Here is a 14840-nt window from a genome sequence, read left to right on the forward strand (position 1 = left end):
ACAATGAGGTTTCATACTAGAAAATGGGTAAAACCAGAAGATTTAAATGCTAATGAAACCCTTTTTGGAGGGAAATTATTAGCATGGATAGATGAAGAAGCTGCACTATATAGTATTATTCAGCTTGAGAATAACTATGTGGTAACTAAATATATGTCTGAAATAAATTTTATCTCTTCCGCTAGAAAAGGAGATATTATTGAAATAGGTATAGAGGTTAAAAAATTTGGAAAAACATCCTTAACATTGAGTTGTGAGGTTCGTAATAAAATGACTAGGCAAACCATAATTACAATTGATAAAATTATTATGGTAAATCTGGATGAAGATGGAAAACCACTGCCACATTATAAAACGGAAATAGAATATGTTAAAGACCGATTAAAGTAATTATAAAATCATGCATAAAAGCGCTCAAGAAATGGAGCGCTTTTTTTATTTGGTATGATAGATAAGGCAAATACGTACTGTTTTTTCGTTTAAACGTGAGCGCTAAATTAATATTATTGTATCCACAGATATTACTGTTAGTTTTTTCCATATTTTTTCTTGAATAGTAGATTGTATGGAATAATCTTGAAAATACAGTAATTTTCTGAATACGCCTCGTTAATAGAGGTTTGAATATTCCTACACTAGTTACTGGTTAAAAGAGTTTACTTCAGTAGAAAAATAAACAATAGAGAAATAACAATGGCTATTCCAAAACTAAGTAGGGTTCCAATTAATATATACTCGGTAAGTTTTCGATCTTTAGCCTCTGTGAGATCGCTAAATCTAAAAATCGATTTGGCTGCAATTAAAAAACCTACTCCTTCCCAATGGTTTGTAGCAATAAAAGTAAAAACAAGTAAACGCTCTAGCATCCCAATATATTTTCCTGCATTTTCTAAGGAATCTCCTTTATCCATTTCTGTTTTAGGAGTGTAAATTGAGATTAATGTTTTTATTAAAATTGAAGTAGGCTGTGTTAGAAATATTATAGCCGTAATAACAAGTAATGTTTGTGTGCTGCTTAAAATATCTAAGTTGAAATTTAAGGATCCTTGTAATTTACTGATAATGAAAATTACTAATATGTGTAAAATTTGATCAATAAAAAATAAAAGTCTTTTAGATTTTTCGGTTTGAAATAAAAGCTTTCCAGCATCAATAAAAAAGTGTGAAACCCCTATAATTAAAGGGATATACCATAAACTTAGATCCCAAATAAATAAAAAAGCTAGTAGCGTATGGAGGAGTATATGTAAATAAAGTTTTCCTGAAGTTAGTTTCTTTTCTTCTTTTTCTACGACCCATTTTTTTGATTGAAATGTAAAGTCTCCTAATAGATGCGCTAAGAATAGTTTTAAAAATAACTCCATTTTTGCTGTTTTATAAAGTGCTTATTTTATGGCGATACATTTTATCAACTTCCATAATTTCTTCAAACGATGCTCTTTTTAAATGTTCGCTCACAGTATTTTGCTTAATTCCTATAATATTCCCTAATTCCTCTTGAGGCAATTCAGGATTTTTGATGGAAAGTGTTACAATTTCTGCCGATTTTTTTGTCCAATTATCCATGGCAATTAAAGCAAGTTTAAAATATAGATTTAACTCTTCATTTAACTCGTTATTAGCCGTTTTTATTGCCAAATTGACCTTATTTTGTTTTAGTTTTTCAAACTCTTCTCCAGAATAAATAAAAGCACTTCCATTAGATTCAGAAATACGTTTGGCTTTGTGTGTTTTCTCTCCAACTCCAATTGCCATACGTACATCTAGCGCCTTTATACTTTTTATAGTAGCTTTTATCAATACAGCCATTTCAAAAGCTTGATACCAATCTTTTATTTCTATTTGAAAACTGTCTCCTCTATAAATTTCCCAATACTTATTTGAAGAATCGATGTTATAAAAAATTTCTTTTAAGGGTGCTAACCATTCTTCGGGATTTTTTATTTCCCTAGAATTAATAATATCTCCTGTTATAATACTTGTCATAATATATTGGGTTTTTACCCGGGAGTATCAAATATCGTGTTTTTAGCCGATATATACAAATATCGTCTATTTTAACGATAATTAATTTTATCACTTATTTAAACGATAAACAGAGATATCGTTTTTTAAATCGATAAATTACAAATCTATTTGAACATTATAACCTTCTAATTCATGGATCAGTTGGTTAACTGTATAATCCAATTTATTAGCATAGTCATGGCGCTCTTTTCTCAGTTGGTTTCGTTTGATACTCTTAAAAAAACGTTTTAAATCGTTTTCTGTCTTTAAAATAAGACCTGGTACTTTTACACTTTTACCATCGTCATCTTTGGCAACCATTGTAAAATAAGAAGAATTACAATGTTTGATTTCTCCAGTTCTAATATTTTCAGCCTCAACACGAATTCCAATAACGATAGATGTATTTCCGACAAAATTTACGGAAGCTTTCATGGTTACTAATTCGCCAATTTCTATCGGCATTAAAAAATCTACAGTATCTACAGAGGCTGTAACACAATAAGATCCTGAATGTTTTGAAGCACATGCAAATGCTATTTGGTCTAGAAGAGAAAGTATGAATCCCCCATGGATTTTCCCACTAAAATTAGAGTGGGAGGGAAGCATGAGTTCAGATATTTCAACAGTGGAAGCGCTTACGGGCTTGAATTTTGGAGTCATTTTAAGATAATTAGTTATTCAAATTTAAAAATTGGTAGGTGGTTTTATAGTAATTTATTTTGATCAGAAGCAGGGAGTTCATCCAATTCGTCTTGCTCGTCTGAAACTCGATTTAGCCATTTCTGGTCTATTTGCTTACTTGCTTTGGCTCCTAACTTTTTAAGTTTTTCTACACGTCCAAGCAGATTCCCTTTTCCTGTAAGTTTAGTCATAGAACTTGCGTAGGAAGTTTGAACAGTATTAAGCTGTTTCCCTACTTTTTCTAAATCGTCTAAAAGGTTTTTAAATTGATCGTACAGCCGTCCGGCTTGGATAGCAATATCTAGTGCATTTTTATGTTGTTTATCGTTTTGCCACATGCTGTCAATGGTGCGTAGTGTTGCCAAAAGGGTGGAAGGGGTAACAATAACTATATTTTTTTCAAAAGCAATATTGTACAATTGTGGTTCTTGTTGGGATGCTATGGCAAAGGCAGGTTCCATAGGGATAAAGAGTAATACAAAATCAGGACTTTCAATTTTGTATAAGTCGTGATAATTCTTTGCACTTAATTGCTCTACGTGTTTTTTAATAGAATTTACATGCTCTTTTAATAAAGCAGGCCTTAAATCTTCATCTTCTTCATTTACATAACGTTCATAAGCAATTAACGAAACTTTTGAATCGACAATCATTTTTTTATTATCTGGTAAATGAATAATTACATCTGGCAATACACGTTTACCTTCATCCGTAGTAAAACTATTTTGCACCGTATATTCACTTCCTTTTTCTAGACCCGATTTTTCGAGGACGCGCTCAAGCACCAATTCTCCCCAATTTCCTTGCATTTTTGTATCGCCTTTTAGCGCTTTGGTAAGATTGGAAGCCTCTTTTGTAATTTGCTGATTTAAGTCTTTTAAGTTTCTTAATTGTTCTTGTAAAGCAGAATGGCGGGTAATACTTTCCTTATTACTGTCTTCTACTCGTTTCTCAAAATGTTGAATTTTCTCCTGAAGAGGTGTTAAAATATTTGTTATATTTTCTTTATTCTGAAGTGTAAATTTCTGAGATTTCTCTTCTAAAATTTTATTAGCTAAAACCTGAAATTTTTCTTCAAACTTTACTTGGAGTTGTTCTACTTCTGCTTTTTGCTCTTTATTTCGCTCTAATAAATTATCAAAATCTACTTCTTTTCTAGATAGCCGAATTGCAAGGGAATCTTTCTCTTGTCTAATAGCTTCTTTTGCTAAAACTTCTTTTTCTATACTGTTTTTTAACTGTGCTATTTGCTCTAATAATTGGGCTTCTTGGGCGTCAAAAGCCCCTTGGGTACTATTGTTTTTTAATTTCTGAATATAGATACCCAAAAAGATCCCACCAATGGCAAATATAAATGCGACAATTATTAAAAGAAGATTTTCAGTCATTATGTGTATTTTCGTTGAAAATTTTAAATTGAAATTTAGTTGTAAAGATAAAAGAATAGCTTCAATTTAAAACTTTCAAGAATAACAATTACGATTCCTTTTTTAGGATTTTAGTATTTTAAAAGAAATTTTCGCAAAGCATGAGCTTCTATCAACGCTACCATAAATTTAGTATTCTAGCAATTCTACTTTGTTCTTTCCTATTAAATGGACAGCGGAGACCACCTATTCATAACTTTAATGTAGGAGATTATCAGGCTGGAATCCAGAACTGGGGTATTGCATATGGAGACAAGAATTTATATGTAGCTAATAATGAAGGTTTGCTAGAGTTTGATGGCAATACTTGGCGATTTTATGAATTGCCTAATAAAACAATTGTTCGCTCTGTAGCTTATTTTGATAATAAAATTTACACTGGGTCTTATGAGGAGTTTGGATTTTGGGAAAAAACATCCACCGGAGAGTTGCAATATACTAGTTTGAGTAATCAATTAGCAGCAACTAATATTGAAACGGAATCTATTTGGTCTATTTACAAATTAAAAGACGCTATAATTTTTAAATCCTTCAGTGGCATATTTATTTATAAAAATGAAAAAATAAATGTACTAAAATCTGAAACCACCATTTTAGGTGCTAATGTAGTTAATGGCGAATTTTTTGTTTTTGGAAGAGATAAAGGGATCTATAAGTTAATAGATGATGAATTAATACTTCAGCAGCAAACAACACTTTTAAAAGATTATAAAGTACAATCTATTGCTTCTTTTGAAGGCAATAAAATTATAATAGGAACATCTCTTAACGGTTGTTTTATATGGGATAATAATAGTTTAAAACCTTGGAAGCATCCTCTTAATGAGTTGATGAAGCATAATCAGCTCAATAAAATAACTATAAACAAGGATTATATTTTCTTGGGAACTATTAAAAATGGAATGTATGTTTTTAATCGTAAGACAGAACAGTTTTACAATTTAAATGTTCAAAATGGACTTCAAAACAACACCATTCTTGGAAGTTTATTTACAGATAGAGGAATTTTATGGCTCTCATTAGACAATGGAGTTTCTGCAATTCCAATACATTTTGATGCGTATTATTTAAACCCTTCTAAACTCGATATTGGCGGTGTTTATGATATGGTTTCTTTAAATAATCAAACCTATATTGCTACCAATACAGGGGTATATGTAGGAAACCAAGATAGTATAGAATTTATTGAAGGTTCTCAAGGACATATTTGGGATTTAACACTGGTTGACGATGTTATTGTTTGTGGGCATAATCTTGCAACATATCAAATAAAAAATAAAAAATTGGAAGTCATTTCTGATAAAAATGGAGGCTACGTTTTTAAGAAGATAGATGGAAAGCAAAATACGTATATACAAGGAAATTATTCTGGACTTACACTTTATAAAAAAAATGGTAAAGAGTGGAAGGTAAATGATGTAGAAGGAATAGATTTTCCTGTTAAAAAAATAGTTTTCGAAAAAGATCATATTGCATGGGTAGCTCATACTTATAAAGGGATTTATAGAGTTCATTTTTCTGAAGATTACGCTAAAATTCTTCGAATAGAAGAGCAATATAATACAGCGTTATCAAATATTTATTTGGTGAAAATTTTTAAAATAGAAGGACAAATAGCTTTTTATAACAATAATAAGTGGTTTGTTTATAATCCTATAGAGCAAAAAATTGAACCTTTTGAATCGTTAAGAACTATTTTAGGAAAAGATGCTGCAGCCTATCCAATTACAGATGATGGAGTGCAACCTGTTATTTTTAAAAAAGCGGATGGGATGTTATTTATGCGAGAGCAGTTAAATGATGAAAATTCTCAATTTTATATTCCTTCTAGGTATTATGCAAATCGATTGTTAAAAAATGACGAAAGAGCCATTGTGGTAAACGATTCATTAGTTCAGATAGCATTATATAACGACATCCTAGCGGTTAATACAAAAAAGATTAGCGGAAATAAAAAACATGAAAATCCCATAATAAATAGAGTTTTAAAGAACGGAAACCCTTTGCCTTTAGATAGTTTGCATGTATTTAAGCCGCGAGATACTATTATAATTGAAACTTCTGTTCCTTTTCTTACAAATAACTCTATTGTTTATAGCTTGTCTAATGGAGAAAAAACAGAATATAGAGATGCACAAAATGGTAAAATTATAGTTACAAATTTGCCTTATGGAGAAACTACTATAGATATCCGCTCTAAAATGAAAACAGAAATTTCCAAAACAGGAATTAAACTTGAGTTGGAAACAAAAAAACCATGGTATCTAGGTGTTTGGGGAATTCTTCTTGCACTAGGAATTTTAGCAATTATTATAGTAGGAGTTTTTACGGTGAATAAGTTTGTTTTAATTCGCCATAAAAAATATCTAGATGATCAGTTTGAGCATCAAAAAGAGCTTAATAGAAAGGAAGAGGCACTAAGGCATGAGAAAAAACTTAATGAGATTGAGAAGCAACAGCATGAACAAGAGTTAAAAAAGAAAACTAAAGAATTGGCAAATACCGCCATGGAGATGACTAAGAAAAATGAGATTCTTGTAGATTTAAAAGAAGAGTTAAATCATTTTAAGTCAGAAATAATTGATAAAGTACGTTTTAATAAACTCCTTAAAAAAGTAGATCGTAATATTAATAACGCAAACGACTGGGAGATTTTTGAATCTAATTTTAATGAAATTCACGATTCATTTTTCAAAAACCTATTACAACTTCATCCAGATAAGCTTACTTCTAAGGATTTAAAGTTATGTGCATATCTAAAAATGAATTTATCTAGTAAAGAAATTGCACCACTTATGAGTATTTCGGTGAGAGGAGTAGAAATCCACAGATACAGATTACGTAAAAAGTTGGACTTAACCTCAGAACAGAATCTTAATGAGTATTTAATGAATATATAGTTTCTATTTTTTATTATTGTTGTCCGATAAAAGTTAACGGGATTGGATTTATTGGACTCCACTTATACCAAGGTTTAAAAGAGGTTTTTAAAATACCTCCCCCTTTACTATCAAGAAAAATGAATAAAAAGAAGGAGTTGGTAATGTTGTTTCTTTAAACTACTCATTTTGTAATAGTTTAGATTTAGTCTTTGTTCTTTTCTCTTACAGCGAAGCGGTCTTATATTTTATTCGGACATTAATGATTTTTATTTGAAAAATCTCCTATACCTAGGCTGCAAAGTTTTTCTGCCACGAATTCACAAATATTTTTTTGCCTTCCCTTGCCCATAACCTTAATAAGAGAAGAGAAGAAAAATAAATCTGTGAATCTGTAGCTTAAACTTATAAAACATATTATTGTTGTCCTACAAAAGTTAACGGAATTTATTAGCCTCTACTTATATCGAAGTTTAAATGAGGTTTTCAAAATAGTCCTTTGCTATTAATCCCTCATTGAGGTTTTTTTCCAGAGTCTGTTCTGAGTATATCGAAGAGTTCTACGTTAAAATGGATTAAATTATTTTACTTTGAATACCTCGTAGACTTGCCTCTAGGTAGTTGATTTAAGGAGTTATCTATCCTTATTTTAACAAAACTTAGAATGCTATAATCTTAAAATTTTAGGTTTTAAATGAAAAATCATCATTTTTTAGGGTCTAAAAAAACGAAATTAACATTGAAATAATACATCATCACTACTACATTTTGTAATTTTGTATAGAATTACTTCATTTTAACACACTTGAATCCCTCTAAAAACCTGCCTTAAGAACAGTTCTCACTAATGATGTATTTAAGAAGTGGTGTTTTTCTACTACATCGTTATAGTTTATGATAGTTTTAAGAAGCTAACTTTAATATGTAAATAGAAATGAAAAATTATTTGTTAACATTTATATTGTTATGTTGTTTTTCAGGGTTCGCCCAACAGCAAACAATTTCTGGTGTAATTACGGATGATCAAGACATGCCGTTACCAGGAGCATCAGTTTTAATTAAGGGAACCACAACAGGAACCCAAACAGATTTCGATGGAAATTATTCTATTGAAGCTACTAATGGAGATACACTTGTATTTTCTTATGTAGGAATGGAGCCTCAAGAAATTGTAGTAGGAAACACTTCTTCAATAAACGTTTCTCTTACAGTTTCTACCAACCAATTAGACGAAGTAGTGGTGGTAGGTTATGGTACACAAAGGCGTTCCGATTTAACAGGAGCTATTGTATCTGCAAAAGCTGAAGATATAGCAGAACAGCCAGCACTTAATGCAATGCAGTCTTTACAAGGTAAAGTTGCAGGGGTAAACATTATAAATAGTGATGCGCCAGGTACAGACCCTAAGGTTGTTATTAGAGGGGTTGGAACGGCATCTGCTGGGAGTAGTCCTTTATATGTTGTAGATGGAATTATGGTAAGTAATATTCAGAATATCAGTCCTAGTGATATTGCTAGTGTTGATATTATGAAAGATGCTTCTTCCGCAGCAATTTATGGTAGTGATGCTGCCAATGGGGTTGTTTTAATTACAACAAAAAGTGGTAAAAGTGGAAAAGCTAAAATTAAAGTAGAATCTTTCTACGGAGCTAAATCTGTGCTAAATCCAGTAGAGATGGCTAATGGACAGGAGTATATTAACTACTTTAATGAAAAGCAAACGTCAACTGGAGGATCTTATCAATTATCGCCAAATCAAGCGTATGATACAGATTGGTATGATGAACTAATAGGAACGGCTTTTTCTAACAATAATAATGTAGCTATTTCTGGAGGTTCGGAAAATGTTGATTATTTCTTCAGTGTAAATAATTATAATGAAGATGGTTTATTAAAAGATCAACGATATAATAGAACTACTATTAGGACTAACAATACTTTTAAGCTTTTTGAAGGAAGATTAAAATTAACTCCTAATGTAAACTTATCTTTTACAAATGAGAATCCTAAAGGATATGGAGTATTTAATGATGCTTACAGACAATCTCCTTTAGTTCCTGTTTATTATGAAAGCGGTCAATATGGGCAAAGCTTTGTAAATCAATCTACTGGATTAGTTGGTTATCAAGGTGCTCCGGGAGAAACAATTGGACGTTTAAATTCTATTGGGAATCCAGTTGCTAATGCTTTTTATGATAATCAGAAGATTCAAACTACAAACCTTCAAGGGTTATTTAAGGCGGAATTTGATGTTACAGATTGGTTAAAATTGAGTTCTAGATTTGGGGCTACAAAATATTACTACAAAAAGAGAGTATTTAATGATGTTAAAGGGAGATGGTTAACTTCAGACCCTACAAGAACATCAGGTCAATTTGATCAGTTAAAAGAAGAAAATCCTACCTCATTAACTTATGTCAATAACGATCTTTCTTATGAAAATAGAGAGGAATTTCGTTATAACTGGGATACTTTTATAACCATAGATAAGTCGTTCAACAAGCATAACTTTAATATGTTACTTGGGCTTACTAGAGATTTAAGAAATGATAATTATAGAAGTTATGTAAAAGGGTATGATGTTCCAAGTCAAGAACAATATTGGAATATCGATATGGCTTCATCAGATTATGATAAAATAGCTGAACAAGGCTACAGTAATATCAGAACAAAGCTTTCTTATTTTGGAAGACTTCAATACAACTTTGATAATAAATATTTTATTACTGCAAACTTTAGAAGAGATGGAGACAGTTTCTTTAAAGAGAATGAAGAATATTGGGGTAATTTCCCATCATTCAGTGCAGGTTGGGTAATTTCTCGTGAAGAATTTATGAGTAATTCAGGGATTGATTTCTTAAAAATCCGTGGAGGATACGGTAAATTAGGAAATGCAAATGTACCTCAATTAAACACAAATACAGTGAGTACAGATCCTGGGAGTAATAGTAATAACTATGTGTTTGGACCAAACCAATCTTTAATTTTTGGTTCTAGTTTTGGAACCCCAGTAACAGAATTAACTTGGGAAAAAACAAATGAGATTTTTGCAGGATTAGATATTTCAATATTAGAAAGTAGACTGTCTGCTAATTTAGATTACTATAATAGAACTACCGAAAATGCTATTATGAATGTAAAACCTTTATTAAACTCTGCTTTCCAAGCTTCTTATTATGATCATGGAGGGGAGGTAAATAACGAAGGTTTTGAAGTTGCTTTAAACTGGCAAGATCAGGTAAGTGAAGATTTTTCATACAGCATTGGAGTTAACTACGGATATAACAAAAATGTTTTGCAAGATGTTAAACCAGCATACGATGGTAATACAGGAGGTAGTTTGGCAAATGGACAAATAACCAAAAGACTGCAAGAAGGTCAGCCTCTTTACGCTTGGTGGATGTATGAAGCAGATGGTGTATGGCAAACACAAGACGAAATTGATAATAGTGCGAGTTTAGAAAGTGCAAAACCTGGTTATTTAAAATATAAAGACCAAAATGAAGATGGTATTATAGATGATAGAGATAAGGTTTTTATGGATTCTTATTTACCTAAATTTAACTACGGAATTAATTTAGGATTAAATTATAAAAGATTTGATTTTAACGTAGATGCATTTGGTGTTGGAGGAAATAAAGTTTATAACGGACTTAAAGGAGTGCGTATTGATGGTGGAGAAAATGTAACCAAAGAAGTTTACGATAACCGTTGGACAGGACCAGGATCTACAAATGTAAACCCAGGAGCAGATAGAGATGCGGTAGCTTCTAGTTATTATTTAGAAAACGGAGATTATTTAAGGATTAATAATATTTCTATTGGATATACTTTATCTGAAGATGCTATAAAATATTTCTCTAAATTAAGAATCTACGCTACAGCTCAAAATCCATTTTTATTTACTAAATACACAGGATTTACACCAGAATTATTACAATCTGGAGCACCAAATGAGACTGCTGGGATAGAGCTTTCTGCATATCCAAATGTGAAAACATTTATACTCGGGGTTAATATAGAATTGTAAAAAATTAAAGAATAGAAATCATGAAAATAAAATATAATAAATCGCTTTTACTATTGGCAGCTATAGTTACATTAGTTGCTTGTAGTGAAGATTACCTAGATGTAGATTCTAGAGAAGACATTTCTCAGGAAGATAGCGAACAAACCTTGAAAGGAGAGAATTTTGTGACAGGAGTATATGGAATGTTAACAGATTTTTCCTATGCTTTTTCCTACTTGGGAGTTACAGAAATTATTTCGGATAATGCAGACAAGGGAAGTTCTCCAACCGATTCTGGAGCAGATAAAGAGGCTTTAGATAATCTTCAGCACACAACATCTGCTGGGTCTGTTAGAGCAATGTGGGAATTATGGTATAAATCTATTGGTCGCGCTACAAGTTCAATAGAGTTTCTAGAAACATCTTCCATGGAAAATGCTGCCTTAAAAAATAGATTGATTGGAGAAGCTAAATTTTTAAGAGCTTTAAATTACTTTTGGTTGGTACGTTCTTTTGGGGATGTAACAATTCAAGGAGTTTCAGAGCCTTCAGAGAGAGCTCCTAAAGAAGAAGTTTATGCTTATATAGAGCAGGATTTGAAAGATGCTATAGACGCCCTTCCAAAGAAAAGCGAATATGCAAGTAAAGATTTAGGGAGAGCTACTAAAGGTGCGGCACAAGCTTTACTTTCTAAAGTTTTTTTATATGAAGAAAAATGGGATGAGGCGCAAACGTATGCCGAAATGGTTATAAATTCTGGAGAGTATAGCTTAGAACCTAATTATGAAGATATTTGGAGAGTTTATACTGAAAATGGAGTAGAATCTATTTTTGAAGTTCAAGCAAGAGGAGAATCAATTGCTCATGGAGTACAACAGTATTCTCAAACACAAGGAGCTCGAGGAACCAGTGGTTGGGGCTGGGGCTTCAATACTCCATCTCAAAATTTAGTAGATGCTTTTGATGCTGAAGGAGATGAAATAAGAAAAAATGCTACGATTATTTTTCCTGGAGAAACCCTTTGGGATGGGAGAGAAGTAAGTGCTTCTGTAGAAAATGCTGCTTATAATGAAAAAGCATATTCTAGTGCAAACGCAGGAGCTAGTGATACGGATAAAAATATTAGGATTATCCGTTATGCAGAGGTGTTGTTAATTCATGCGGAAGCAGCAAATGAACAAGGAAACGCTTCAGCAGCGTTAGCTTCTTTGAAAAAAGTTAGAGATCGTGTTAATTTACCAGAATATACTAACACAGATCAAACTGCATTACGAATGAAAATTTGGAATGAAAGAAGACTTGAGTTAGCATTTGAGCACGACCGTTGGTTTGATTTGTTAAGAACTGGTCAGGCAAAAGATGCAATGGCTGAAGATGGGAAAACATTTATTACAGGTAAGCATGAACTTTTTCCAATTCCTAATGACCAATTAATTCAAACTCCAGAAATCCCTCAAAATCCAGGGTGGTAAGAAAATTTTAAAAAATATATAATATGCGATTATTATTGGCATTTATAGCTGTCACATTCACATTAGTTGGATGTGACAGTTCTAAAAAATCAGAAAAAAAAGAAACATCAAAGTCAGATGAAGTAGCTGTGGAAGATGGAGAATTTCATCCTTCAACAGAAGACAAAGCTTTGATGGATAAGGTGCAAAAGCAAACCTTCGAATATTTTTGGAGTGGCGCGCAACCAAACTCTGGACTTGCAGCAGAGCGGATTCATTTGGATGGAATTTACCCTTCAAAAGACAAGCATGTGGTTACTACTGGAGGTAGTGGATTTGGTATCATGGCTATTTTAGTTGGGGTAGAACGTGGGTATATAACCAAAGATCAGGCATTAGAGAGGTATATAAAAATTGTAGATTTTTTAAAGAATGCAGATCGTTTTCATGGGGCTTGGCCACATTGGATGGATGATAACACAGGAAAAGTAAAACCTTTTAGTAAATATGATGATGGAGGAGATTTAGTAGAAACTGCTTTTTTAATTCAAGGACTTTTAACAGTTGCTGAATATTATAAAACTGACAATTCGGAACAATCAAAACAATTGGTTGCAGATATCCAAAAACTATACGAAGAGGTGGAATGGGATTGGTATACTAAAGGAGAGAATGTTTTATACTGGCACTGGTCGCCTAATAATGGTTGGAAAATGAATTTTCCTGTTGGTGGATACAATGAGTGTTTAATAATGTATGTACTTGCAGCAGCTTCTCCTACACATCCTATTTCTAAAGAAGTTTATGAACAAGGATGGGCTCGTGGTGGAGCTATAGCAAAGGACACAACATATTATGGTTTAAAAACAGTTTTAGATCATTATGAATATGATAAAGACCCTGTAGGGCCAATGTTCTGGGCACATTATTCTTATTTAGGATTAAATCCAGAAGGACTTAAAGACCAGTATGGAGATTATTGGAAATTAAACCGTAACCATGCTATGATTCAATATAAATATTGTGTTGACAATCCTCATAACTATAAAGGTTATGGAGAGAATTGTTGGGGACTAACCTCTAGCTATTCTATGAAAGGATATGCTGGTCACCATCCAGGAGATAAAGATTTAGGAGTTATTTCTCCAACGGCAGCATTGTCTTCAATGCCATATACGCCAAAAGAGAGTATGCAGTTTTTAAGATTTATGTATAAAGAGCAAGATTCTTTAATAGGTAAATATGGACCGTACGATGCTTTTAGTTTACAAGATAATTGGTATTTACCTAGGTATTTGGCAATAGATCAAGGACCAATTCCTGTTATGATTGAAAATTATAGAACAGGTTTATTTTGGAAATTATTTATGAAGAATGAAGATGTTCAAAAAGGACTAGATAAATTGGGGTTTACCATAACTAAATAAAAAGAAAGTAGTACTCTGTATCATTTTTGTTGATTCTCGAAATATTTATAACTATCTGTAATTCAGATGTTAAATCTTCGTTTTCATTGGGAGCGGCAGCTAATTTATATAGTTAATTTAATATGACTTTTTAAAATAAATGCTTAAATGAAAAATAAAATTAGATTAATTAGTTTTTTTCTGATGTGCTTTCCAGTACTAATGATAGCTCAAACGAAGCTTTATCAAAAGGATAATTTTGTAAAAGGAAAGGAAACGTTGAAATACAGAATACTGCTGCCTGATAACTTTTCAGAAGACAAACAATATCCTTTGGTTCTTTTTTTACATGGTGCTGGAGAGCGTGGAGACAATAATGAGAGTCAGTTAACACACGGAAGTAGTCTATTTACTTCTGAAGAAAATAGAGCTAATTTCCCAGCTATTGTAATTTTTCCACAGTGTCCAAAAAACGATTATTGGTCTAATGCTGATGTTGATCGCTCTGGCGAGGGAGTGAAACTTGTTTTTCATGATGATAAAAAGCCTACAAAGGCCTTGAGCTTAACAATGGATTTATTAAATCAATTTATAGAAAAATCCTTTGTAAAAAAAGAGCAAGTATATGTTGTAGGATTGTCTATGGGAGGAATGGGAACTTTCGAAATATTATCTAGAATGCCTACAACCTTTGCCGCAGCTATGCCTATTTGTGGTGGCGGTAGTGAAGAAGCTGTAAGTAAATACGTAAATACACCAATGTGGGTATTTCATGGCGCACAAGATGATGTTGTAAATCCGTTACATTCTGTAAAAATGGTAGAAGCTATTTTAAAAGCAGGAGGGCATCCTAAGTTTACACTTTACAACGATGCAAACCATAATAGTTGGGATTCTGCTTTTAGTGAGCCTGACTTTTTACCATGGTTATTTTCGCATCAGAAGGACAAATAATTGAGAATATTTTAAAATTCATA

General features: G+C 32.1%; 10 protein-coding genes. 6 read left to right on the forward strand and 4 right to left on the reverse strand.

Translation table 11 applies throughout. The features are described from left to right. Positions 1-3 precede the first annotated feature (3 nt). Positions 4-390 (forward strand): acyl-CoA thioesterase, encoded by a 387-nt coding sequence (locus AC13CQ_RS04870; protein ID WP_008613892.1) that lies wholly within the window; start codon positions 4-6, stop codon positions 388-390. 266 nt (positions 391-656) lie between these two features. Here AC13CQ_RS04870 and AC13CQ_RS04875 read toward each other — a convergent pair whose 3' ends face one another. The 4 genes from AC13CQ_RS04875 to AC13CQ_RS04890 form a co-directional block, all read right to left on the reverse strand. Then, positions 657-1364 carry a DUF3307 domain-containing protein gene (locus AC13CQ_RS04875; protein ID WP_335587445.1) on the reverse strand — a complete coding sequence of 236 codons (708 nt, stop codon included), beginning with the start codon at positions 1362-1364 and terminating at the stop codon, positions 657-659. A gap of 10 nt (positions 1365-1374) precedes the next feature. Further along, a complete protein-coding gene (locus tag AC13CQ_RS04880; RefSeq protein ID WP_335587444.1) occupies positions 1375-1986 on the reverse strand; it encodes a transcriptional regulator in 612 nt (203 codons plus the stop codon). Between the two features lie 138 nt (positions 1987-2124). Beyond that, the gene (locus AC13CQ_RS04885; protein WP_008613895.1) at positions 2125-2670 is read right to left on the reverse strand and encodes an acyl-CoA thioesterase; all 546 of its coding nucleotides are present in this window, start codon (positions 2668-2670) and stop codon (positions 2125-2127) included. 44 nt (positions 2671-2714) lie between these two features. After that, positions 2715-4079 (reverse strand): DNA recombination protein RmuC, encoded by a 1365-nt coding sequence (locus tag AC13CQ_RS04890; RefSeq protein ID WP_456867418.1) that lies wholly within the window; start codon positions 4077-4079, stop codon positions 2715-2717. A gap of 140 nt (positions 4080-4219) precedes the next feature. Between AC13CQ_RS04890 and AC13CQ_RS04895 the strand changes: the two genes are divergently transcribed. From AC13CQ_RS04895 to AC13CQ_RS04915, 5 genes are all read left to right on the forward strand, one after another. Beyond that, positions 4220-7018, forward strand: coding sequence for a helix-turn-helix and ligand-binding sensor domain-containing protein (locus tag AC13CQ_RS04895; RefSeq protein WP_337900015.1), 2799 nt, complete (start codon positions 4220-4222; stop codon positions 7016-7018). 913 nt (positions 7019-7931) lie between these two features. Further along, positions 7932-11027: a SusC/RagA family TonB-linked outer membrane protein gene (locus AC13CQ_RS04900; protein ID WP_335587441.1), complete on the forward strand. Its 3096-nt coding sequence runs from the start codon at positions 7932-7934 to the stop codon at positions 11025-11027. Positions 11028-11047: 20 nt separating this feature from the next. After that, the gene (locus AC13CQ_RS04905; protein WP_008613899.1) at positions 11048-12478 is read left to right on the forward strand and encodes a RagB/SusD family nutrient uptake outer membrane protein; all 1431 of its coding nucleotides are present in this window, start codon (positions 11048-11050) and stop codon (positions 12476-12478) included. 23 nt (positions 12479-12501) lie between these two features. Next, positions 12502-13884, forward strand: coding sequence for a glucoamylase family protein (locus AC13CQ_RS04910; RefSeq protein WP_008613900.1), 1383 nt, complete (start codon positions 12502-12504; stop codon positions 13882-13884). A gap of 147 nt (positions 13885-14031) precedes the next feature. Further along, positions 14032-14817: a carboxylesterase family protein gene (locus AC13CQ_RS04915; protein ID WP_008613902.1), complete on the forward strand. Its 786-nt coding sequence runs from the start codon at positions 14032-14034 to the stop codon at positions 14815-14817. The last annotated feature ends 23 nt before the right edge of the window (positions 14818-14840 follow it).

It is taken from the genome of Galbibacter sp. L-19 (genome assembly GCF_056857615.1).